We start from the raw sequence: 25,988 nt of genomic DNA on the forward strand, positions 1-25,988 counted from the left end.
CTTCTGTTTTTGTCGTATTGGGCATTATTGGAACACTGTCCAATGTTTTAAAAGTAACGCTATGAACTTGAATAATAACCTCCGCACTTTACGTAAAGTCCCAAAACTTTCCTTTGCTAAGACGGTCTTTTTTGTAGTACTCTTCTTCACTCTCGGTTTGATTGGTGGGGATGTGTACGGGCAATCGGTTTCAATATCTGCTACAGAACCAAATGCAGATGAGGATGGTCCTGTGGATGGACAGTTCACGGTTACTGTTGTTGGAGGAGACCTATTAACTACCTACACCATTAGTTTAGCTTTGGATGTAAGTAGTACCGCAACAGAGAATGATGATTTTAATCTATCCTCCAATACGGTAACTATTACTCCCCTTTTTGGCACACAGGCGACCATCGATGTTGAAGTTATAGATGACAATTTTATTGAATCATTAGAAAGTGTGGTAGTAAACATTACAAGTAGTCCTGGATTAACTGTTTCATCGGGCAGCGCAACAGTCAACATTGCTGATGATGATGTTGCCGGTGTAAATGTTACTCCTACTATTGGAACTACCACAGAAGCTGGTGGCACTGCAACTTTTACATTCACGCTAACAAGCCAACCAACTGCAAGTGTTACCATACCCATAAATAATTATGATGTTACCGAGAACTCTGGGCCAGCAAGTGTGGTCATTCCACCAGCACAATGGAACACTGGCGTTGATTTGACTATAACCGGATTGGATGATGCAATTGTGGACGGGAATATTATTACAACCATCAATACTGGTAACGTAACTTCTCCAGATCCCAATTATGATGCTCTAGGAGGAGCTGATGTAGCCCAGATAACCGTCACCAATAATGATGATGATGTAGCAACATTAACTATTGAGAACAGGAGCGTCCAAGAAGGTGCTTCCATGCAATTTACTGTCACTTTAAATCTAGCGGTCCCGAATCCTTTTGAGGTTGATGTGAATTTTGGCGGTGGAACCGCAACAGGAGGAAATTTCCCTTTAAATTTCCCAGAGGATTATGATAGTGAAACACAGACTTTAAACTTCCTTGGGAATGTAGGTGAGCAACGACAATTTAATGTCCTCTCTACCAACGACAATGTTCTTGAAAATGACGAAACCTTTATAGTGACTCTAGCGGCATCCGATCCTTTAGTGGATGATTCGGATACCGCAATAGGTACCATTCTAAATGACGATGTGGGTCAAGTTACGGTGGTGACAGAATCTGGTAGAGAGACCACAAACGAAGAAGGTGGAGGCGGAAGTAATAGAGGAAGATTTCAGATAAACCTCAGTCAACCCAATACCACGGGTGGTGATATCACAGTAACATACTCATTTGGTGGAACTGCAACGGCTTCTGGGCCGGGGCAGGATTTCAATGATAGTGGAGCTGGTACGGCTGTTTTTGGAAACAACGATGATTCCATAGACATTAATATAACCCCAATAAATGATACTGCAGTGGAAGGGGATGAAACGGTAGTACTCAATTTGGGTGCGGTCAGTTCATCGGCCTATGCCATAGGCACCCCTAATTCGGCTATCGTAACCATATTGGACGATGATATTTTTACGGCAACCATTACTGCAACGGATGCCACTGCTGCAGAAAACACTCCTGCCACGGCAACCGGACTTTTTACCATAGACTTGGGGTCGCCGAATACTACCGGCGGACCTATTGTCGTTACCTACAATATTACGGGAACGGCAACTAATGGAACGGATTATGCCAATATAGGTGCTAGCGTAAGCATACCTAACGGACAACAATTTAGAACAGTTTCCATAACACCAATAGATGATCAAATACAGGAAGGTACCGAAACCGTAATTTTAACTTTGACCGATAGTTCCCCGGATTACGATTTGGGAACGGCGGGGACAAGATCTGCAACGGTAAACATTGCTGACAATGATCAAGCCACCTTAACCATTTCTGATGTTACGGCCAATGAGAATGTCGCTTCAGGAGAGATGGTTTTTGAGGTTGTACTGGATATTGCGGTAGCTGGGGGGACCACTGTTTCTTATACTATTTCTGATGGTACGGCAACAGGGGGTGGCGTTGATTACACGGCCTCAGATGGTAATTTGTCCTTTACAGGTACGGCCGGTGAAGTAGAAACGATTACAGTGACCTTAGTAGATGATCAACTATTGGAGGATAGTGAAACCTTTACGGTTCAATTGGGTTCACCTACCAATGGAGTTCAGTTTACAAATGGGGGTACGGCCATAGGAACCATCAATGACGATGATAATTGTGTGGCGGCACCAGAACTGGATACAAGCTTGGAAACAACGTTTTGTGGCGTGGAATCAACCTCAGGACCCACACCCATTTTTCAGAATACAACGATTTCTAGTTTGGATGATTATACAAGCACAACGCCCCCTGCCGGACGGGTAGGTTCCACAAGGTTAGTATGGAGTACCAGTAATGACCCGTTAAACGAGAATGCCTATTTATTACCGGCCGAGGTTGACAATCCTACTTTGGAAGGTTCTTATTTTGGATTTTTCCTAGACGATAACGGTACGCCCAATAATTTTGCCGATGACTGTGCCAGTGGTACGATTGAGGTACAACTTACCTTGAATATCATTCCTCAAATAATTCAAACAAACAATGGTGAGGCTTGTGGACCCGGAACAGTAGAGCTTTCGGCTGAGGCCAGTGGAGGAGCTTCCCTAAGCTGGTACACTTCTCCAACTGCGGTTACACCTATTGGGGCCGGTGAAAATTTCACTACCCCCAATATTTCATCGACAACCAGTTTTTATGTAGAAGCCGTTTCCAACGGATGCGTTTCCGAAAGGGTTGAGGTGGTTGCTACCATAGGTAATGAGCCTACTACGGGTACCATTGTTGCGAATGGAGGCGCCTGTAGTGTTGCCGCCTTTGGTAATACGGTCGTTGATTTGGACAGTAGATTGGTAGGTGCAAGTGCTGGAACATGGACGGCAAACGGAAATACCTTGGTCATAAATGCTGATAACGAAGTGGATTTTGAAGGCGTTCCCAATGGCCCCTATACCTTTACCTATACCACCAATGTGGCCACGGCACCTTGTACCGATATCTCCGTAGATGTGGTAATTACCGTAAGCGACTGTAATGTGGACGATGATAACGACGGATTGTTAACAGGTGAGGAATTTGCACTTGATTTAGATCCAAATAACCCAGATACTGATGGGGATGGAATCTTGGACGGGGAGGAAGTTGGTCCCGATATTCAAAATCCTTTGGATGAGGACGGAGATGGTATTATCGATGCCTTGGATTCCAATATCTTGGATTCTGATGGTGATGGTGTCAATGATCAGCAGGATCCTGCCAACGATAATCCATGTATTCCCGATAATTCTAGCCCGGACTGCCCAGTTGATTTGGAAATTACCAAAGTAGCCGATCGTGAAAATGTAGCTCCGGGAGAAGAAATTACGTTTACCATAACGGTAAGGAACCTAACAGATAAACCAGTGGATGAGGTCATCATAGTTGATGATTTGACCGGTACGGGATTTGACTATGTGTCCCATACAACGTCTTTAGGAGAATATAGCCCACTTGACGAATCATGGACATGGACAATGGTCAATTTACCGGCATTGGGAAGAGCCACTTTGGATATTAAAGCGATAGTGCTGGAGGATGGAAGCTACACGAATATGGCGGAATTAATTACTTCAACGCCATTGGATGATAATCCTGAAAATGATAAGGCAATCCTTTCAATAGAAACACAAGTATACAAAGGCATAGATTTGGACATAGAAAAGTCAGTGAACAATGAAACACCTTTGGTGGGAGAACAGATTACGTTCACCATCAAGGTAACCAATCTTACCAATGCATCGGACTTTGCGGAATCCATTGAAAATATTATAGTACGCGATAGTATCGAGGTAGGGAAAGAGTCCCTTTTTGAATATGAATTTAGTAGTGCAAGCATCGGTGTTTACACTGAAGAAACTGGTATTTGGACAATACCTTCATTACTGGCCGGTGAGGAAAATGCTGTTGAGCTGCAAATTACGGGTAGGGTTACCGCTGTGGGAAGTTTCAGGAATACGGCCATCATTGACCGTTCGTCGCCCAGGGACAGTAAGGATGCCACCAACAATCAAAGTACGATAGAAATTACCATAAACGAACGGACATCCGCTGACCCCGGTTTCCTATTCAATCAGTTTTCACCCAATGGAGATGGAACCAACGATGTTTTACGACTAAACCTAGAGGATGCAGACAACAACCTGGTGGGAATCCAATATGCCATTTCGATTGTGGACAGGTATGGAAATACGGTTTTTGAGGGGGCGGATACAGTACAAAATGGAAGCCAATCCGTTGCGGATGTATGGGACGGAACTTTCAAGGGCAAGGAAGTGCCCAAGGGGACATATTTCTACGTACTGGAATATACTTTGTTGGATGCCCTTGGTCCCATGGAAAGTAAGACGGACAAAGGTTGGATCCAATTAATTAGATAGATTGCAATGGAATACCTAAAGAACAGATCAACATTCGGTAGTATCCTTGGGTTCGTCCTAGGTGTATTTCTCGTTTCAAATACGGTTTTCGGTCAAAAGGAACCGCAGTACACCCAGTATATGTATAATATTGGGAGTTTCAATCCGGCGTACGTGGGGACCGTTGAAACACCGGAAATCGCTGCCTTGTACCGCGCACAATGGATCGATATTCCCGGTGCACCTCGAACGATTAGGATTGGTACGAACCTTCCCTTGAGCAACGAAACGATGGGGCTGGGATTCAATGTGGTCAATGATCAGATCGGACCTGTGACCCAGACCTATGCGGACCTATCCTATTCCTATCAGGTAAATCTATCAGACGAGACAAAATTGTCTTTTGGAATGGATGCGGGCGGCTCTTTTCTGAATGTCGATTTTTCCAAAGGAACCTTTGAAAACCCCGGTGAACCTTTAAATCAGGAGCAAATAACCAGATTTTATCCCACTATAGGGGCCGGTCTGTTCATGTATGCAGATCAATGGTATCTGGGAGCATCGGTACCCAATTTTCTAACGGAGGGCATTTATAATGATGACGTGGCCTCCATCGTAGAGGACAAGCTACAGTTCAACTTTATTGGGGGCTATGTTTTTGACCTTTCGGACGGACTCAAATTTAAACCGGCATTTTTGGTCAATACCTTGTCCGGAGCTCCGGTGAATATTAATTTATCCACTAATTTCTTAATAAGTGATGTACTCACCGTGGGCGCTTCGTATCGGTTGGACAATGCATTCAGTGGCTTGGCAGGCTTCCAAATTTCCAATGGTACATTTATTGGATATTCGTACGATTACAATACCAATCCGTTGGGGGAGTTCAACAGCGGTTCCCACGAGGTCATAATTAAGTTCTATCTGGGAAGAGGTTCTGGTGGCTCCGCCGATAAGGAATCGAAAGGTGCCAAGGGTAAACCCAAACAAATTGATTCTCCAAGATTTTTCTAATATGAAGAATATGAAGGTTACAACATATATTTTCTTGTTATTCATTGCCCTTCCCAGCTTATTATTTTCGCAGGGCAAAAATTCCAAGGGCGATAATTATTTCTACGGATATCAATATCAAAAGGCGATAACAGAATACCAAAAAGAACAACAAAAAGGTTCCTTGAGCAATTCGCAATTGTTGAATTTGGCCGATTCCTATTTTAAGGTTGGGAATTATAAAAATGCATCGGAAATCTATCAGGAAGTCAATAAAAAGGACTCCATAATGACCGTGCTTCAATTCAACCAATTATTGCAAAGCTTGTCAAAAACTTCCAACAAGGAGCGCGTACAGACCTTCCTTCGCTCAAAATCCCCGGTGTTATCCAATGAATTGATGGAAAATGCGGAGTTCAATTTTCAAATACTGGAAATGGGTGCCAATAATGCCAATACCGTAAACCTTGTCAACCTGCCCATCAATTCTCCACAGACCGATTTTTCACCCGCCTTTTACAAAAACAAGCTTTTGTTCAGCAGCAGCAGGCCTTTAAAGTCAAAAGGCGTGTACGTGCCGTCTGGAGAATCATATTTGGATATTTATGAAGTTGCCATAAGCGATACCGGTAAAACAGGAGTTGTACAGTTGTTCGATCAAGTGCCCGATTCCAAGTTCCATAAATCCACACCTTTTTATTCCGAGGAAAACGAAAGACTCTTTTATATTTTGTCCAATGCTGAAGAAGGAGAGTTGACCTATGATGAAAACGGGAAAAATTCACTCGCGATGGGGATGTCCTATAACTCTGGGCAGTTCAGGTTTTTGCTAAAGAACCTAAGTACATCATTCTATTATCCTTTTTTTGATGATGCAACGGACCGACTCTATTTTGCCGCGAATTTTGATGATAGTTATGGAGGTACAGATCTCTATTACGTATCCACGAACAACGGCCAGGTAATGTCGGCACCTGTGAATCTGGGTCCCCGGGTCAATTCTCCTGGGAACGAAATCGCGCCTTTCATTTTTGACGGCAGTCTTTATTTTTCTTCCGATGTTTTTTATGGCCTGGGGGGTATGGATGTCTATAAATCCAGAATCCAAAGTCGGGATGTATACGGCATACCCGTAAATCTGGGCGAGGGTATCAATTCCAAGGAAGACGATTTTGGGTTCATCATCAAACAGGAAAACGATACGTATATGGGGTATTTGGCCTCCAATAGACCCGGTGGAAAGGGTGGTGACGATATCTATGCCTTTCGCATGGATGCTATGCCCGGACTTAAGACGTTTGCTCTCCGAGGAACTGTGGTGGACGCTTCCTCCAACCAAGGAATCGGCAAGGCACAGATCAAACTATTGGACAATGAAGGGAATGTCTTAAAGGAATTGTATAGTGCGGAAAATGGCGATTTTACAGTAGAAATACCTTGGCAGGATGAAATCACGGTACAATCTGGAAAAGGGGAGTTTTCCGCATATTCAAAATCCTATTCTGGTAAGCAATTGGAAGAAATCCAAAAAAGCCCATATAGCATAAGCTTACTTCAATTGGAAGACCTGGTGGAGGAGACTGAAGGTAAAAAGGTCGTACGACTTAAAAAGTTTTATTTCCCCAAAGGCAATAGCACCTTGACCCCCGAAATTACCATGGAGCTGGACAAGGTAGTGGAAGCGGTACAAAACTTTCCCGATATTAAGTTACGCATAGAGACCCATACGGACAGTAGGGGCAGTAATGCCACCAACCAAAAGTTGTCACAGGAAAGATCGGATGTCGTTCGTGATTATTTGGTAAGCAATGGCGTCCCTTCCGAAACCATTTTGGAATCCATAGGATATGGTGAGGAAAACATCAAGAACAACTGTACCAATGGGGTGTATTGCTTGGACTTCCTTCACAAACAGAACGAACGGACTTTGATCGAGGTAGTAAGTAATTAGGGCTTAGTTCGCCAATACGCAATCGTCACAATCCTTTATTTTACCGTAGTAGGTACCTCTGTATTTTCGGAGTGTCTTAAAGGGAATACCTACGGCGTATTTTTTAATGTAGGTCACATCGGTGTAAAGAACGCCCATCTTTTGAGTGTACCTTCTTTCTTTTTTTGTTCTTCTTCTAATGGAAATAAGCTTCATGATTTCTTTTGCATTTGTCAGGTGCAAAGTTCTAAAAATCAAGGATCAATCGCAAATCGTCCCAAAACACTCCTATTTAAAAGGGTCCAGGTGGTTTTAAAAAATCACGATCCAGAAGTAGTAAAGGGAAAAAAGCGAAAGAAATAGAATGCCCAAATAGGTTAGGAGACGAAGGGCACTACCAGGTCTAAAGCGTGGGTCGATATCGGCGCTCATTACGTTTTTCAAGTTCATGTAGCCAATGATGGGTGCCACCACAAAGGATACAAATGTGGCCAGCGCCACCAAATTCCCCATGTTTGCTGAAAAAACCGAAATCACAATATAATTTACAACGGCTAATACAAGTACTGTTACCGCAAAATTCAGTTTGGTTTGCCTAGTGGTTTGTTTAGGAAGCAACAAGTCCAATATGTCCAAACTAACACGGCTGACGGCATCATGGGCCGTCATACACGTACTGAACATGGTAGCAAATGCGGATACGGCAATGAAAATATAGGCCCAAGGGCCTATATGCGTAGTGAACAGTTGTACTACTTGGTCCGCAAACTGTACCGAATTGTCACTTAATACGGTATTGGTACCATACAGGGTAAACCAACCGATGAGCATAAAGAAAATGGCGAGGAGGCCTGTGAAAAAATAGCCAAGATTAAATTCTTGAAGGGACTCCCTTAGGCTTGGCTTGTCCTGGGTCTTCCATTTTTCAATACTCCAAAGACTTACCCAACTGGACGCCTCTACAGTGGTAGGCATCCACCCCATAAGACCTATCAAAAAAAGGATACCCACCTCGTTTAAAATAGGTGTGGGTTCAAAACCAACGATTGCAGTGGTCTTCCCATTAAAAAGGACAAGGGCCGTAGTTACGATAAGAGCCACAAAAAGAATGCTGATTACAAATTTCAGGCTTATTTCCAAAAATTTGTATTTCCCAACAATTAGTATAGTACTAATAAACACAAAGAGACCAAGGGCCACCATACTTATGGAAATACCTTGCATCTTAAAAAGATTTATAAAGAGTCCGGCAGTAACCGTGTAAAGGGCTGCCAAAATGGTAAACGTGGAAAAGAGCGTGATAAAAGCATAAAACCATAGATAGCCTTTGCCTCGGTTCAAATACCCTTCAATAAGGGTTTTGTTGGTTATGCTCGTATAACGAACGCCAAATTCAAAAAAGGGATATTTGAGTACATTGGCCAAAACGATAGGGATGATCATAATCCAACCATATTGTGCACCTGCCTTTGTGGAAAGTACCAAATGTGATGTGCCTATCGCCATGCTGGCAAAAAGTAAGCCTGGCCCAAGATTCTTGATCAAAATTCGAAATGTCCCCATGAATGAAAAGAACCCAAAATTATTTTAAAACGAATGTAATCATTCGATTTTAATTTTATCCCCTGAAAATTTAGGTCGGGTGTTAAGGGCCAAATCTATAAAGACCTTTACACGGGCAAAGTATTCCCTTAATTGTACTTTTAAACCGGATTCCAAAGAGATGTCCTTGGCATTGAATCCTATGGCGTTCAACTCATTTTTGTGGGCTATGTATATAGCCCGTTCATTATGAAATTTTTGTGAGATTACAGTAACATCATCTAGTCCAAAAACCTCCTTGGCCCTTACCATGGAATCCAGAGTGCGAAAACCTGCATAGTCCAGGAAAATTTTATCGGCTGGGACACCAGATGATACTAGGTCATTTTTTATGGTAGTAGGCTCATTGTAGTAAATACTGCCGTTATCCCCACTTACCAATATAAATTCAATTTTCTTGGCTTTAAAGAGGGAAACGATTGCCTTCAGTCGGTATTCATAATATGGATTGGAACCACCCCCTTTGATGTTCTTGGCAGTACCTAAAATTATTCCTACTTTATTTTTAGGAATGGACGTAAGATTAGAATACGTTTTTCCCTCCGCAAAGGAATTGATCAGGATATTACAGACTATCAAGGATAAAAGTATAATGCCCGCAAAAAAGATTAGAATGGGTAAAAATCTTTTCCTTATACCTGAATATAGATGCTTTATCAATGTAAAGAAATATTGGTACTATCAAAAATAGGTATTCTTTTGAAGCCAACTCCTTTTGGTTATAGAATTACGAAATTCCCTCGATACAATAGCAGTAAATGCTGAAATGTCAAAATCAAGAGGGCGAAAGTGATAACGCCACCTTAAAGATTGTCAAAGGGAACTACGTTAAGTACTATAGTTTTATTAATCTAAACATTATAAAAGGTCCAAAGATTTCTAATTTTTATTACTATACTCTTGATCGAGAAATTCATAACGAGCATCAGTTTTAGCGTTGATCAACTTACTCTCTGTATCTATGACCATTACCGGTGGGGTATTGTCCTTTCCAGTGGCCGCGTCCCATTGCGGTAAACCTTCGCCATTGGGGTTGCCTGTTTTTATAAAGTTTGCAAAGTAATTCTGCATATCGGCGGAAACCTTAAAATCATCAGCTGTCCAGGCATAGTCATCCACCAAATACAAGTTCCCCATACAATACTCAATTTCACAGGCATGGGGTGCACCCACTGGTTTTGGTGCCGGGGGGACATCCTCACCTCTTTCTACGGTACCGCCTGCCAAACTACTGGCTCTGGTATTGTCCACTAATGGTGGCCTAAGTTTGCTATAGAGATAGCGATATACCGGCTGGTCGCTATTTTTTCGGTGTAAATCGAACCATTTCCAGGTACTGTAGGAAATAAAACGATCGGAGGCCAATGCCGTGGCGGATAGTTCTATTTCTTTCTCCGAACCGGCAGGATAAAGTTCCATTACCTTTTTAACGTCTTTTGGATAGGCCTCCTTTACTTTGTTGGTATAGTTTTCTACAGTGTATGGCCCTTGTGTAAATGCCATTCCAGGAATTTCCGCTGAGTTCCATCCCAATAGTAGGGGAACCATGGCTTGTTCCTCATTTTCAAAGATTTCTGGGAGCGTTTTAGGAAGAAAATACCCGTCAAGCACCGCTGGAAAGCCAAATCTTTGGGATTCATTATAAAGTTCGTACACTTCGCGGGTACTCAAACTCCGTAATTCCGCCAATGTTGGATAGCCTATTTTTTCTGCAAACTCCAAACCGATTTTTTCCGCCTCTTCCAAAGAAACGGGTGCCATGGTGGGATGTATTCCTGCTCCGCTTTCGCCAATGGCACCGGCAATCAACCCTTTGGATAGGGGAGAGGCCATTTGTTGGCTTACGCCTATGGATCCAGCAGATTCCCCTGCAATTGTTACGTGATTTAGGTCTCCACCAAAAGCGGCTATGTTTTTTTGTACCCATTTTAGGGCTGCATGTTGATCTAAAAGGCCATAGTTGCCAGAGGCCTTGTAGTTGGCTTCCGCACTAAGTTCCGGATGGGCAAGAAAACCAAAAATATTGAGTCGGTAATTGGTAGTAACCACAACAATTCCTTTTTTGGCCATGCTTTCCCCGTCATAACGGGGTTCGGAAGCATCACCTGCCACGTTTCCACCGCCGAAAAAATAGACCAAAACCGGAAGGTTTTTGGTATCTCTTTTTGCAGGCGTCCATACGTTTAGGTAGAGACAATCCTCGCTTACCCCGTTGGAACGGGATTTCATATCCCCAAAGACCATGGTCTGCATCGGCCTAGGGCCAAAAGCTTTTGTTTCCTTAACGCCTTCCCAGTTTTTAACAGGTTGGGGCGCTTTCCATCGCAGGTCTCCAACAGGAGGCTGGGCGAATGGGATACCAAAATAGCGCTGAATTCCGGAATGGGTATCATAATTTCCTTCGATGATTCCGTTTTCTATCGATACTTGAACCGGAAAGGAGTTTGTTTCTTGGGCCATAAGTAAATTTATAGATGCGAACAACACGAAAAGTGGCAGGATATATTTTTTCATGATTCTAATTTTTCTATTGTCTCAATATGATACAATAATACATCGTTTATTTGAGAATATCCTAATATCCTGAAAAATAATGGTTAATAGTACTTCGTAATACTTACGAAATACACTACCAATATCCTAAAAGAAAGATACTGAGACCCTAAAGGTTTTTAAAACCTTTGGGGTCTCATCGTCCAAAAAACTGTGGAACAACCCTGTTGTTTCCTGATAATTTTATTATTGGAAACTTTCAAAGCTCCTTAAATTTTCTTCTAACCAATGGCTCTTTGCGTCCTTTTACTTAATAGCAGGAACAAAATTCCACAACAAATCCAAGCAGGTAAGGTTACAAAGGACAGGAACACATCAAATTGTACGGATATAAAATAGAATACCCCAAAGCTTATGGCCCATGCCAGTAACACCGATTTATTAAACTGCAAATTCGACTTTTCGGCATAATCCTGGACGATGCCCATTCTTTCATGGAAGAAATGTTCAAAAACGATGATGGCACCTACGGGAGCGAGTACAAATCCACAAAAAGCAACGAAATCCAATAGTTTCATGGCGAAGGCAGGGAAAAGGCCAGCCAGTGTCGCTACGGTACCGGCCAAAATGGTCACCCAAAATGTAGATGTTTTGGGCATTATGGCCTGAAATGCCAATCCTGCCCGGTAAATGGTAGGGTTGGCCGTCGTCCATCCGGCAAGTACTACGGCTATGATTCCAAATACCCCAATGGCATTATAGGCCAAGGGACCTGGTGCGACGGAGGGTGCCTCGCCCATATTCAATAAATTTTGTGCTTCGGGAGTCCTAATGTAGACCGCATATAGTAGTGCTGCGGCAATCCAAGCCATGTAATGCCCTACATACATACCGGCAGCGGAGGTCCATCCAGAACTTGCCTTTTTTGCATAGCGAAAAACGGATAGGTCGGACATACCTATGTGCATGGCCGCATTCGCAAACCAGGACCAAAAGAACACATGCCAGAAAGTATATTTGATTTGGCCGGGAAATGGGTCACCGCCATCGCCCCATATATTCCAAAAATCAGAAAAACTTTGTACACCCAATTGCTGGAGTGCCACAAAACCACACACTAAAAATGCGAGGACAATTACGGGTGACATCCAGTTTGCGGCCCTTGAAACCATTTCGTAACCCTTGGAGGCGATTAAGGAGATGACTGCCCCAATAATCATTACAATGACTATCCAAGTGATGCCGTTGGGCATGGTATCCGTCAGTTTTGGCATTTCCATATCAAAAGGGATGCCCACCGCCGTTGCCGAAACGGTAATCATAGACCCTGCCAAAAAGCAGAAAAGAATACCGTTGGCCAAATTGTAGGCAATGACAAGTTTTTTGCCACAGATTTTTTCTAGCTGATAATAGAGGGTCAATCTTCTTTTAACAGCTATTTCCGAAGTAAGGAATCGCCAGCTCAATACGGCCATCAGGTTTCCCAGCAATAGGCCAATGATGAGGTCAAAGGCACTGACCCCGGTAGTAAGGAACAAGGGTCCGATTACAAATTCGGTTCCAGCGGCGTGCTCCCCAGCATACATGCCCAAAAAGCTTTTCCAGTTTTTTAATTTGGATTGAGGTACGGGTTCCCTTTCAAACTCACCGCCAGCGATTTCCTCGATTTCTTCCTCAATGTTGAACTGACTCATGAAATATTGTTTAGGTTGGTTATTGTTTAATGAGATGGTTTGGTAAATCCTCGACCTTTTCGCAGCATAACTGATCCATCACCTGTTGAAATTGGGTTTTGAGCATACCTATGGTATGGTCGCCGCCCTTTGGACCCAGTGCACCTACGCCGTACATAAAGGAACGACCCATAAAGGTGAATTTAGCACCACTAGCCATGACACGTGCGATATCCGGTCCTGAACGTAGGCCGCTATCCAGCATAATTTCTATTTGGTTACCATATTTGTCGGCAACGTCCTGTAGGGTTCCAATGGTGGATTGTGCGGCATCCAATTGCCTCCCACCATGATTGGAGAGGATGATTCCATCAAAGCCCATTTTAATGGCATCTTGGGTATCCCGCTCCGAGGCCACTCCTTTCAATACCAATTTTCCCTTCCATTTGTCACGTATGGGTTTTATTTTTTCTGCATTGAGCCTGCCGGAAAAGGTCTTGTCCATAAAAGCCCCTAATTGTTTTAAATTCAGCCCTTCTGGCGTATATGGTTTTAAGTTTTCGAAGGTGGGTTGTCCGTATTTTAAGGTATTGAATGCCCAAGTAGGTTTTCCCAAAATTTGTAGGATATTGGCGATGGACATTTTTGGAGGTAGGGCAAGACCGTTCTTAAAATCACGGGGCCTGAACCCAAAGGTAGGGACATCACAGAGTAATACCAAAACTGGACAACCTGCCACTTGTGCCCTATTAATGATATCGTCCCTTATGGCATCATCTACGGGGTTGTATAACTGAAACCAGGCATTACCTTCGGTCAACTCACTCGCTCTTTCAATGTTCATCGTAGTTACCGTACTTAAAATGAAGGGAATGTTGTGTTTGAAGGCTGCTTTTGCCAAAATGGCCGGTGAGTTGGGCCACATCAAACCCTGTAATCCAACTGGAGCAATCCCAAAAGGTGCGTCGAATTCCATTCCCAACACCTTGGTCTTGGTGGAGCTGGTACCATAATTTTGTAAATATCTGGGTTCTAACTGCACCTCCCGGATATCGTTGGTATTTCTTGCCAAACTTACATCCTCGTTACAGCCTCCGTCCAAATATTCAAAAGCAAACCTAGGGACCCTAGATTTAGCTTTGTTTCTTAAATCGTCTACCGAGGGATAATTTGAGTCAAAATTTTTGGACATGGCTTTTTATTTGGTAATAAAAGGTACGTGTTTTTTTAACGAGTAATTAGTCTTTAAAAACTTGGAATTTAATTTCACATCAGAAATTGCGATGGCTGCTCCCAAAGCTGATCCTAAGGAGGAATCCGTCGTTCTGAGTTTCATATCTTTTAAGGCATCGGATAACAACTGAATATAAATTTCATTATCGCTGAATCCACCATCGATATATAGTCTTTTGATACTCATAGCCCCTTGGGCCATTTTTATACTTTTTACTTGCAGTTCTACCAATTCCATCATCAATTGGTGGTAGGCCTCTTCAAAAGTATCATAGTTAAGTATGGTTTTAGTAGGCATTTCAGGACTGTTTAAAGCCTTCCATGAAAACCTGTGCTGAAAATCTTTTTTTAACTTCAGATATAATTCCATATCAAATGCAACCGAGGTGTGATAATCTTCGGAAACTTGGTAATGCTCCGTTAGAATTTTAACCTGATGACTATACTCGTTTCCTAAAAACAATCGGGTGGATTTCACTGGCTTTCCATTGATCCGCATATAATTGATGCAATCCTGCTTTACTTCAGTTTTAGATAATACCCCATGTTCAAAGGGATTTAATGTAATGCTCCATGTGCCTGTAGAAACCAATACAAACTTCTTCTCTATACTACGAACATAAGGGAGCAAAGCTGCGGAACTATCATGGATGCCAACACCAATTTTAATACGTTTTCCATTATAGTTCATATTGATACTGGTCTCCGTGGAAACGATAGGAGGGAATATTTTATGAAGACCTTCTGCATAAACCCAAGAGTGATAGTCTTTTTTAGAATAATCCCATAAAGCTGTATGGCAACCAATACTGGTATATTCGCTTAGTGGAATTCCCGTAAAAACGTAACTGATATACTGAGGAAGATGTAGAGAGTATCTAATTTTTTTAAAAAGGTCCGGTTTTTTGGTTTTCAGCCAATAAAGTTGCATCCCGGAATTCAGCATCCCTGAATTTGTGGATCCGGTAATGGCTGCAAATTCATCTTCTGGACCGTATTTTTCAAAAAACGATTCAATTATCTGGTTTTCCAAGGGTTTGGTGTAATTATACAAAAGGGTAAGCACTTCCCCATTTTCGTCCAAATGCACCAAACTGGCACCATAGGTTGAGAAATTTATGGCGATTACATTGAACTTCCCTTCGTTAAGTATGCTGTCAAAAACATTTTTTAGCCATTTTTGAAGTGCAGGTAAGTTTTCCGTAGGATGACCGTCCTCATCTTCTATGGTATCGAACGAAGTATATTCCCGGTACACCTCCTGAAAATTGGCGTCGAAAAGGAAAAACTTTTTATTGGTCTTACCAATGTCAAATATGGCCGTTACGTTCTGCATATCTTAAAGACCCGATGCTACAGAATGGAGACCTCTTTCTTTTATCAATGTTTCCCTTACTTTTAAGTTTCGATAGGCCTTTATAGGGGACAGTGCCCCTCCACGTTCCAATCGAGCTTTTTCCAATATTGGTCTTACATCGGTCCTATAGGCAGATTGAATTATCTCTTGGCAAAGGGTGACGTCATTTGCTGCTTGGGCTTCCATTAGTTTGTTTTGGTCAATGAGCATTGCTTTGGCATAGGCTTCCTGAATGGCTTCCAGGGATTGTATCAAGTCCTCAAGTGGATCTTTGATATTATGGCTAGCATCTATCATCCAAGCCGGATAGGGATTTTGGGGATTGTGCTGCATTCCTTGCACCAGTTCATTGAAGATAAGGAAAAGGGCATAAGGCTTAATGGAGCCTACGGTAAGATCATCATCCCCATATTTACTATCGTTAAAGTGAAAACCTCCCAATTTTCCCTTTAGCATTAGTGTCGCCACAATTTGTTCTATATTGGTATTGGGCAGATGATGCCCCAAATCCACCAAGGTATACGCCCTATCGCCACAAGCATTGGCCAACATAAACGAAGTACCCCAGTCTTGAATTACTGTACTGTAGAAGTTCGGCTCATAGGGTTTGTATTCGATAAAAAGACTCCAGTCTTCTGGCATGGAATTGTATATCTTTTTTAAGCTATCCTCCGTATGTTGAAGTGCCGATTGAAAGTTGCCCTGTCCCGGGAAATTGATGCCATCGGCCAACCAAACCGTTAGGCTTTTAGATCCTAATTTTTCACCTATTTCAATAACATCGATATTATGTTGTACCGCTTGTTCCCTTGCAGCGTCACTAGTGTTGCTTAGTGAACCATTTCTGTAACTTTCCTTGGCATCTTTTTGATCTTGAAAAGTGTTTGAATTTACCGCATCGAAGTTAAGGTCGTGTTGGGCTGCTTTTTGTTTGATGGCTTCATAGTCTGTTGGTATGTCCCAAGGAATATGAAGCGATATGGCTCCAGCTGTTTGGGTCAACGAGTGGATGACTCCTACATCGTCCATCTTTTGTTCCAAAGTACCTGGCTCTCCGCCATAGGAAAAACGGCCAAAGCGCGTTCCTCCTGCACCCAAGGCCCAGCTGGGAATGGCCACTTGGAAGTCGGCCAGTTTATTTACAAGATCATCTACATTAATTTCTGATTTTGCCAAAGAATTGGACAAAAAATCAAATTTATCTTGATGGTCTTGAAGTGATTTTTGATTATCCGATGCTATATCTGATTTGTTTACTATCATACCTTTTCATTAAATAGAGAAATTCCACAAGCAAAATGCTTGTGGAGATTCCCCTCAACTTAAAATTAACACGATTATCTTACAAATGCATTGGCCATACCCCCATCAACATTGATAATGTTTCCAGTGGATTTGTCCAATATGCCGACTAGGGCAAAAACCCCATTGGCAATGTCCTCTGGGTAGATAATTTCATTGAGTAGGTTTCTTTTGGCATAATGTGCGGGAAGTTCGTCCACTGTAATACCATAGGCCTTGGCGCGTCCTTCGGCCCATTCTCCTTCCCATATCTTACTACCAACGATGACACCATCCGGATTCACGACATTTACCCTAATCTTATCGGAGGCCAATTCTGCCGCCAGTAATCTAGACATGTGTTGTTGTGCCGCTTTGGCGGTTCCATAACCAACATTGTTGGGGCCTGAAACCAATCCATTTTTACTTGCTATATTGATGATATCCCCACCTAGTCCTTGCTGTCTCATGATGGCTACCCCTTGTTTGGCCAATTCAAACTGACCTTTTACCAATACATTTTGAAGGAGGTCCCAATCTTTTTCGGTCGTTTCGGTCAAGGGTTTTGAAATTGCCAAGCCAGCGCTATGAATTACAATGTCAATTCCTCCAAACTCCAAACAGGCTTTTTTATAGGCATCTTCAATGGATTCCGTTTTTGTTACGTCGCACACCGCATAACTAGCGACATCCCTTGGATACGTTTCTACAGCTTCCTGTAAACGATCTTCGGCAATATCACTTAGAATTACATTGGCGCCTTCTTGGGCCAATTTATCGGCGATTGCCTTGCCTATTCCTCCACCCGCACCGGTAACTAGAGCTACTTTTCTTGAAAGTGGCTTTTCCTTGGGCATACGCTGTAATTTAGCCTCTTCCAACAACCAATACTCAATGTCAAATGCTTCCTGTCTTGGTAAGGAAGTGTACTCCGTAATGGCCTCTGCGCCTCGCATGACGTTAATGGCATTTACATAAAATTCATTGGCGACCCTAGTAGTCTGTTTGTTTTTGGCAAAACTGAACATGCCCACTCCCGGGTAAATGATTATGACCGGATTAGGGTCCCGCATGGCCGGACTATTGGGCCGTTTGCAATTTTCGTAGTACTCTTTGTATTCCTCACGATATTTTTCGAATGCAGGTTCCAATTTTTTCAATAATGCATCGGAATCGTACGTGTCTTCGTTCACATCCAAATCTAGCACCAAAGGTTGGATTTTCGTTCTCAAGAAATGATCGGGGCAGGAGGTACCCATAGGTGCCAATCGTTCCAAGTCGTTACTATTGATGTATTCTAGAACAACATCACTATCATTAAAATGACCGATCATTCTAGCTTCAGAAGAACAAAGCCCTCTTAATAAAGGCATTAATTGCGCTGCTTTTTCTTTTCGTTCTTTTTCGGGTAATGAGGTCACTTTTTGTCCGCCGAAAACACTTCCATTCTCCTTGATTTTCTTTTCGATAAATTCAGAGGCCATTTCTATTACCTCCAAGCTATTCATGTAACAATCATAGGAAGTATCGCCCCAAGTGAACAATCCGTGGCTACCCAATACAATACCACGAATGCCTGGGTTATCGTTCAAACATTTTTCCAACTGAAGTCCCAGGTCAAAACCAGGTCGTTGCCATGGTACCCATCCCATGGTATCTCCCCAAATTTCTTTCGTAACTTTTTCACTATCCTTTGCGGCCGCCACGGCAATAAGGGCATCAGGGTGCAAGTGATCTATGTGTTTAAAGGGTAATAGCCCGTGCAAAGGGGTGTCAATAGAAGGTGCCCTGCTATCCAAATCATAAATACAATGATTGAAGAGGCCCACCATGCGATCCTCATCTTCCAAACCGCCGTACACGTTTTTTAGATTACGAAGTCTTTCCGTATAAAGACCGGCGATTCCGGCCTTGGTCAAGGTTCCTATATCCCCACCGGAACCTTTGATCCACATGACTTCCACATCCTCATTGGTCAATGGGTCCTTTTCTATGGTCTTACAGCTTGTGTTTCCACCTCCATAATTGGTAATTCGTAGATCCGCACCCAAAATATTTGATCGATAAAGAAACAAGCCAACCTGATCGTCCCCTAAAGCGGCCGCTTTCTCATCATCCCAGAGGTAGTCCACGTATTTAAAATTTTTCGTATGTGCAATCATTAAAACTTTTTTTAGTACAGGTATTATTATCGTTTTTTAGCCTTACACCTTTGTACCTATCTCTTTAACCAAAGAAAGGATTTTTTCCAGCACAGTACCTAAATGTAATGATTACAAGATTACATAAATCGGTTGTCAAACCTGTTCCGAACTGTTCTGTTGCTTTTTTTTAGTGTTACAATGACTTTCTAAGAATGACGTAAAATGGATTTTCCTTTTGGCGTTTTTGCTTATTGATGACGAGTTTCGCCGCTTCTTTTCCCAATTGTTCAAAATTTGTGGAAATTACCGTGATACCGTCCAAAAGGATTTCCTTTAATGGCGTATCGTTATAGGAAATGATGCCCACATCCTTGCCCAGTTCAATATTAGTTTCCTTTATTTTTTTTATGAGGATCACCAAATCGTTTTCCATAAGATTTATGTATGCCGTATCCTTTTCAATGATTTCATTCTCTATTTCCTCCATAATTTTAAAGTCATAGGCATATTGTCCGCAGAATTTTATAAAGCCATTCTTTATTTCGATAGGATGGTAGGTGCGTTTGCGCAAGAGTAATTTGATCTGTTTGTACTTTTTCAATTGCGGATTCAGTTCGGCAAGGGCTTCGTAAATATTCTTCTCAAAATCCTGGTAGATACACCCTACGGAATCACCTAACTGTTCTACGCGTTTATCAAGAATGACTAATTTTTCCGATGGAATATGGGTCTTTATAAAATTGATGAGGTCCTCACCGCCTTCCTCAAAATGGCAAATGATGGCATAGTGCGTGTATTCCCTAGATTTGCTGGCCTCGATCAAATTCTTGAACTGCCTGTAATTATTGTCGTAAATAAAGAAATCAATGGTGGCGCTATCCCCTAATTCCCTGGCAAAGGCATCGTAGATGATTTTCTTATGGGCGCTTAGCTTATTGAACAACAAAAAGACCTTGGCCTTAAGGACCAAGTCATCTTTCTTGATGTAATAACCTTTACCGGGAACGGATTCTATGAGCTCCATTTTTTTCAGATAGTCATAGGCCCTTACGATGGTATCCCTTGAAATATCGAACTCTATCAAAAGTTCATTGACCGATGGCAGCTTATCGTTCTTTTTGATGTCGCCATTTTCAATAGCCGCAAACAGGGAATTAATGATCTGTTTGTATTTGGGAACTTTGGAATCTTCAATTATGTCAATGAGATGTAGCATGGAAGGGTATAAATATTTTCGAATATACTAAATTAGGGAAGTGATATCTCTTAACTTTTATAATATATACCTAACAGTACGTAACGGTTGTTTTTAAATTAAGGAATATATTTCCGCACAAATTCTTCACCAAGTTTGAACTAAGAGATTGAAGACTCGAAAATTAAAATTGAATATTTTGAAAAGGATACTATCGCTTGTTACATTGTTTATATCAACGACAATTGTAATTGCCCAAACACCTACCAAAGAGCTCACAGTGGAATATTTGCCCACCCCCTTGGGCATTGATGTAGAGATTCCTCGGTTTGGGTGGCAAATGGAAACGGAACAAGACGAAATTGGTCAATTTCAAAAGGGATATCAGATAAAGGTACGTTCAGAAGGCGGTGAGTTGTTCTGGGATAGTGGAAAAGTCAATAGCAATAGTTCGCTGGCAATACCTTATGAAGGACAAAAATTACAACCAAGGACAAGATATACATGGAACCTCTCAATATGGGACCAGGATGATAACGTTTCTACCAATGCTTCATGGTTCGAAACGGGCTTGATGGACCCTGATCCAAATTCCAGCGAGTGGAACAATGCCCAGTGGATCGGGGGAGGGGATGAAGATATGGTACTGTACTCCCATTATTTGTCCGTCTTTAAGTTGGAGTATGGGATGCAATTGGATAAAAAATCCAAGAGCATAAAAGCATCTTTTGTTTTTGGGGCCAATGATAGGCGCCTAATGGATAGCGATATGAATATTCAAGGGGTGGCATCCGGTAAGGACAAAAGTTATATTCGCTTTGAATTGGATATCGCCGAAGTGGACGGTACCGAGTCTGGCTTGGCAAAATTCAATGTTTACAGGGTGGGGTATGCCACTAACGATAGCAATGAAGTGCCTTTTCGAACCTATGACATACCATTGAAGTTGATCAATCAAGAAAATAAGTTTGAAAAACACTGGGTTTACACTGAGTGTAACTTTGGAATATTCAAAATATTTCTGAACGGAAAGGAAGATCAAAATGAAATAACCAAGGACCCTAATGCAAATGCTAATCGTTTTGCTCCGCAAGGCATAAACTTAAATCCCGTGGGATCAGGTAACAATTACATTAGTTTTCCAATGGTGGCGGATATCGGCTTTTATGTAGGGGAAGGTCAACAAGCCTTTTTTTCAAATCTCCAAATCAAAAACTTTAGGGCGCCATCAAACGCATTGTTTTCAGAGGATTTAGCGGATGCTGGATCGTACGACGGTATTTTTAAGAAAGCCATGGAAAATAATGCCGATCTCGTTATAAAGCCAAATGGCATATCCATTTCGGGAGGAAAGGATGGAAATTTGATTGTGGCCGACCCCAGCAGAAATTCCGCGCCTATGCTTAGAACCACTTTCGATTTAGCGGATAAAAAAGTAGCCAAGGCAAGATTGTACGTTACGGCCAGAGGTATTTATGAAATGTACCTGAACGGGGAGCGAGTAGGACAGGATTATTTCAATCCCGGGTTGACCCAATACAACAAGACCCACATGTACCAGACCTACGATGTCACGGATATGGTGGGAAAGGAAAATGCTTTAGGTGCCTGGTTGAGTGAGGGTTGGTGGAGTGGAAATATTACCTATAGCGGGGAGCATTGGAACTTTTTTGGTGATAGGCAATCGCTACTAGCCCAATTGATCATTACCTATGAGGATGGAACTGAAAAGATGGTCACCAGCAATATCGATTGGAAACTATTTACAGACGGGCCAATTCAATATGGTAGTTTTTTCCAAGGGGAGGTATATGACGCGACCAAGGAATCTTCCATCGAAGGCTGGTCTACAACCGGTTTTGATGATGCATCATGGAAACCTGTAAAGGAGGTCGCGTTGGAAGGTACCACATATCCAGACGATGGTTTAACATATGAAAACCTTGAAATAATTGGTCAAATTGGGGAAAATGCTTCTATAGTAAAAGAATTGGCACCCGTGTCTATGGAAGAAGTAAGGCCTGGGGTGTATGTATATGACATGAACCAAAATATGGTCGGTTTTCCAGAAATTAAACTTCCACCGGGACGGGCTGGAGACACCATTACCTTGCGCTATGCCGAGGTCAAGTATCCTGATTTAAGGGAATATGACCCTAATGTGGGTATGGTCATGTTGGAGAATATTAGGGCCGCCCTCACACAGGATATCTACATACGAAAGGGTGGGGAGGAAACAATAAGACCTCGTTTTACCTTCCACGGCTTTCGGTTTTTAGAGATAACTGGGGTGGATGCCCCAGTGCCTATGGAGAATATTAAAGGATTGGTCATCAGTTCTATAGATAGTCTTTCTTCGGAATATGAAACCTCCAATGAATTGGTGAACAAACTCTGGGAAAATATCACATGGTCCTTACGAGGGAATTTCTTGTCCATTCCCACAGATACCCCCGCTAGAAATGAGCGTATGGGTTGGAGTGGGGACATCAACGTGTTTTCTAAGGCATCGACCTTTTTGGCGGATGTAGGGCCATTTTTGGACAGGCATTTGCTGGCCATGCGCGATATCCAGCGTGCCGATGGACGTTTTACCGATGTAGCCCCTGTGGGCGGTGGTTTTGGCGGGACCCTTTGGGGAAGTGCCGGTATCATAGTTGCTTGGGAAGTATATCAGCAATACGGGGATTTGGCTTTATTGGCAGAACATTATGATGCCATGAAACGGTACGAAGCTTTTTTAAGTTCAAAAATAAACCCGGAAACCGGAGTTATCAATGAAGGTCCCTTGGGCGATTGGTTGAGTCCGGAAGGATTCAAAAACGAGGATACGGCCTTTTGGACCGCCTACCACCTGCGAGATTTGGAAATATTGGCAAAAACCGCCACGTTGCTCGGCAAAGAAGCGGATGCCGAAACCTTCCAAGAGAAATATGAGGAACGCAAGAAATTCTTCAACGAAACCTATGTGGATAGTGAAACGGGCAAGTCATTGCACCTTGGGAATCAAAGCATGCGTTTTGGTCCTCCGTTGCCCGAGGACAAACGAAAAAAGGCGGGCGATTTTGTGGACACGCAGGCATCGTACGCCATTCCTTTGGGAATGGGTGTTTTGAACGAAACGAATAAGGAAAGGGCCGTTTCCAACTTGGTGTCAACCATCCAAAGAACCAATGAAGATGAACTGGGCATCGTACGTCCGGAGTATTCCTTGATGACCGGTTTTATTGGAACCGCTTCCTTGAACCCTGCATTATCTGAAAATGGAAAAAGTGAAATAGCGTATCGACTACTACAACAAACGTCCTATCCATCATGGTTGTATTCGGTAAGGAACGGCGCCACTACCATATGGGAACGGCTCAATTCCTATACGGTTGAGAACGGCTTTGGTGGAAACAATAGCATGAACTCTTTCAACCATTATTCCTTTGGGGCGGTTGCGGCCTGGATGTACAATTATTCTCTGGGCATACAACGAGATGAGGATACCCCCGGTTTTAAAAATTTCATACTTCAACCTACCCCGGATCCGGATAAGAAAATGACCTTTGCCAATGGATATTATGATAGCATGTACGGGCGCATCGAGAGTGCTTGGAAATGGGTAGAGGGCGGTTGGGACTATACAGCCACGGTACCGGCAAATACACGTGCGACCCTCATTTTGGATACGGATGCTGTCCAGAAAGTCACCATAAACGGTAAGAAAGTTAAAAAGGCCAAGGGAGTCTCTGTAGTATCCAATGACGAATTTGGACCGGTTCGATTGGAATTGGTTTCCGGTACATATGCAATTGAGATGCGTGAGTAATTAGAGGCTATTTGCAATTATTGTCTCATTTTGTTACAATAATGCTTTGTTTTCTGTTCGTTTTGTTCGTTATTTGATACTTTGGGATTTTTAAAGTGTTGAATTTGAGTAGTTCAAAAGAAAAGCGGGATTATATTCAGAATGTGTCATATGATTCCGTCATATTCGGGTTTAATGGTAGCCAGCTGAAAATCCTTGTGTTGGAATACCACAATACCGGCTATTTTGCATTGCCGGGGGGCTTTGTCAAAATGGACCAAAGTCTGGACGATGCCGTAAAAAACGGCGTCAGTCAGCGTACGGGATTACAGGATATTTACTTGGAGCAGTTTTACACCTTTGGAAGTTTGGAAAGGTCGGACCCAAAGATCATGGAAAAGATCCTTACCGAAAACAACCTGGATTTGGAGCAACACCAATGGATGTTGGGCAGATTTCTTTCCATAGGCTATTACGCCTTGATCAATTATGAGGAGGTGAGTCTAAGGCCCGATGAACTTTCGGATAGTATCAACTGGTATTCCATTGACGAACTGCCTCCACTGATGATGGATCACAAGGAGATGGTGGATAAGGCGCTTGAAGTCCTACGCGTTAATCTGGATCGAAAAATCGTTGGTACCAACCTGCTGCCCCAAAAGTTCACCATGCGGCAATTGCAGGAGGTATACGAGGCCATTTTGGGCGAAAAAATACGTCGTACCACTTTTCAACGAAAAATGCTGTCCATGGAAATACTGGTAAGGCACGAAAAACTGTTTCAAGGAAAGGCGCATAAGGCACCTTACTTATACAGTTTCAAATAAGCATTTTGAGTTTAAACATAAATCGATAATTAGTAACAACATGAACATGAAAAAAATAATCTTAAATGTATTTGTATTGGTTGCGGCTGGGTTGGTCTTTTCCTGTAAGGAAAAAGCCGATAAGGCAAGTGAGGCAACGGAGACTCCAGCGACTGTAGTGGAGGAAGAGACTGTTTTTGGTGGATTGGCCCTTTATACCGTTCGGGAAGACATGGGGACCGATGCCAAAACCACCCTCAAGGCGGTGGCCGATGCCGGCTATAAAAATATCGAGGCCGCAAGTTATGCCGATGGGAAATTTTATGATATGTCCCCAGCGGATTTCAAGGCTTATTTGGCCGAGGTAGGTTTGACCCCGGTAAGTACGCATCAAGGTTCCGTTACATTGGAGAATGCCGATCAGATGATGGCCGATGTCAAGGCGGCCGGTTTTGAATACTTTGTGGTGCCCGTTCCCCCAATGGGAATGTTTACCTTCAATATGGAAGATAGGACTATGGGCATGAAAGGTACGGCCCAAGAATTGGCCGATATTTTGGACACCCTGGGCGAAAAGGCGAATGCGGCAGGTCTTAAACTGTTGTATCACAACCATGATTTCGAGTTCAAAAAAGGAGATAACGATGTGGTTATGATTGACTATCTCTTGGAAAACTGTAACCCGGAATTTGTAAACTTCCAAATGGACCTGTATTGGGTGACCAAAGCAGGTGCGGACCCTGTAGCGTATTTTGAGAAATATCCGGGCCGATTCAAATTATGGCACGTAAAGGATATGGACGACCAGGGCAGATTTGCGCCCGTAGGTGAGGGAACCATTGATTTCGGTAGGATTTTAGCGAAAAAGGAGCTGTCTGGTATGGAGTATTATATGGTAGAACAGGATATGACCTTTGACGGACTTAAACCGCTGGAAGCCATTAAAATCAGCCATGAGGGCTTGAAGAAGTTCGGATTTGAATAAACACCGAA

Annotated in this window: 16 protein-coding genes; 6 read left to right on the forward strand and 10 right to left on the reverse strand. The window is 42.6% G+C overall.

All coding sequences use genetic code 11. The features are described from left to right. Window positions 1-61: 61 nt before the first annotated feature. From PP181_RS05605 to PP181_RS05615, 3 genes are read left to right on the forward strand one after another with little or no spacing between them, the layout of a single operon-like run. Complete coding sequence (locus PP181_RS05605; protein WP_272636298.1) at window positions 62-4,516, forward strand: Calx-beta domain-containing protein; 4,455 nt, start codon at window positions 62-64, stop codon at window positions 4,514-4,516. A 6-nt stretch (window positions 4,517-4,522) separates the two neighbouring features. Then, window positions 4,523-5,509, forward strand: coding sequence for a PorP/SprF family type IX secretion system membrane protein (locus PP181_RS05610; protein WP_272636299.1), 987 nt, complete (start codon window positions 4,523-4,525; stop codon window positions 5,507-5,509). Window positions 5,510-5,519: 10 nt separating this feature from the next. Further along, a complete protein-coding gene (locus PP181_RS05615) occupies window positions 5,520-7,439 on the forward strand; it encodes an OmpA family protein (protein WP_272636300.1) in 1,920 nt (639 codons plus the stop codon). Between the two features lie 3 nt (window positions 7,440-7,442). Here the strand turns inward: PP181_RS05615 and PP181_RS05620 are convergent, their stop codons facing one another. From PP181_RS05620 to PP181_RS05665, 10 genes are all read right to left on the reverse strand, one after another. Beyond that, window positions 7,443-7,634, reverse strand: coding sequence for a hypothetical protein (locus tag PP181_RS05620; RefSeq protein WP_272636301.1), 192 nt, complete (start codon window positions 7,632-7,634; stop codon window positions 7,443-7,445). Between the two features lie 96 nt (window positions 7,635-7,730). Continuing rightward, window positions 7,731-8,924 carry an NRAMP family divalent metal transporter gene (locus tag PP181_RS05625; RefSeq protein ID WP_330072467.1) on the reverse strand — a complete coding sequence of 398 codons (1,194 nt, stop codon included), beginning with the start codon at window positions 8,922-8,924 and terminating at the stop codon, window positions 7,731-7,733. A gap of 96 nt (window positions 8,925-9,020) precedes the next feature. Then, the gene (locus PP181_RS05630) at window positions 9,021-9,599 is read right to left on the reverse strand and encodes a SanA/YdcF family protein (protein WP_272636303.1); all 579 of its coding nucleotides are present in this window, start codon (window positions 9,597-9,599) and stop codon (window positions 9,021-9,023) included. Between the two features lie 300 nt (window positions 9,600-9,899). After that, window positions 9,900-11,534 (reverse strand): carboxylesterase/lipase family protein, encoded by a 1,635-nt coding sequence (locus PP181_RS05635; RefSeq protein WP_272636304.1) that lies wholly within the window; start codon window positions 11,532-11,534, stop codon window positions 9,900-9,902. 260 nt (window positions 11,535-11,794) lie between these two features. After that, window positions 11,795-13,207, reverse strand: coding sequence for a purine-cytosine permease family protein (locus PP181_RS05640; protein WP_272636305.1), 1,413 nt, complete (start codon window positions 13,205-13,207; stop codon window positions 11,795-11,797). A 19-nt stretch (window positions 13,208-13,226) separates the two neighbouring features. Then, entirely contained in the window at window positions 13,227-14,378 is a 1,152-nt protein-coding gene (locus PP181_RS05645) for an alpha-hydroxy acid oxidase (RefSeq protein WP_272636306.1), read from the reverse strand. Window positions 14,379-14,384: 6 nt separating this feature from the next. Beyond that, entirely contained in the window at window positions 14,385-15,755 is a 1,371-nt protein-coding gene (locus tag PP181_RS05650; RefSeq protein ID WP_272636307.1) for an FGGY-family carbohydrate kinase, read from the reverse strand. A 3-nt stretch (window positions 15,756-15,758) separates the two neighbouring features. Continuing rightward, on the reverse strand, window positions 15,759-17,039 hold the full coding sequence (locus PP181_RS05655) for a TIM barrel protein (RefSeq protein WP_272636308.1): 1,281 nt from the start codon (window positions 17,037-17,039) through the stop codon (window positions 15,759-15,761). 74 nt (window positions 17,040-17,113) lie between these two features. After that, window positions 17,114-19,219, reverse strand: coding sequence for a bifunctional aldolase/short-chain dehydrogenase (locus PP181_RS05660; RefSeq protein WP_272636309.1), 2,106 nt, complete (start codon window positions 19,217-19,219; stop codon window positions 17,114-17,116). 175 nt (window positions 19,220-19,394) lie between these two features. Further along, window positions 19,395-20,417: a GntR family transcriptional regulator gene (locus tag PP181_RS05665; protein ID WP_272636310.1), complete on the reverse strand. Its 1,023-nt coding sequence runs from the start codon at window positions 20,415-20,417 to the stop codon at window positions 19,395-19,397. 178 nt (window positions 20,418-20,595) lie between these two features. Between PP181_RS05665 and PP181_RS05670 the strand changes: the two genes are divergently transcribed. The 3 genes from PP181_RS05670 to PP181_RS05680 all read left to right on the forward strand — a co-directional run bounded on the left by PP181_RS05670 (window position 20,596) and on the right by PP181_RS05680 (window position 25,980). Continuing rightward, a complete protein-coding gene (locus PP181_RS05670) occupies window positions 20,596-24,210 on the forward strand; it encodes an alpha-L-rhamnosidase (RefSeq protein WP_272636312.1) in 3,615 nt (1,204 codons plus the stop codon). 104 nt (window positions 24,211-24,314) lie between these two features. After that, window positions 24,315-25,016 (forward strand): NUDIX hydrolase, encoded by a 702-nt coding sequence (locus PP181_RS05675; protein ID WP_272636313.1) that lies wholly within the window; start codon window positions 24,315-24,317, stop codon window positions 25,014-25,016. A gap of 46 nt (window positions 25,017-25,062) precedes the next feature. Further along, window positions 25,063-25,980, forward strand: a complete 918-nt coding sequence (locus PP181_RS05680) for a sugar phosphate isomerase/epimerase family protein (RefSeq protein WP_272636314.1) — start codon at window positions 25,063-25,065, stop codon at window positions 25,978-25,980. Window positions 25,981-25,988: the final 8 nt, after the last annotated feature.

Origin of the sequence: Maribacter sp. PR66 (assembly GCF_028464205.1) — a bacterium.
GTDB classification, from domain to species: domain Bacteria; phylum Bacteroidota; class Bacteroidia; order Flavobacteriales; family Flavobacteriaceae; genus Maribacter; species Maribacter flavus.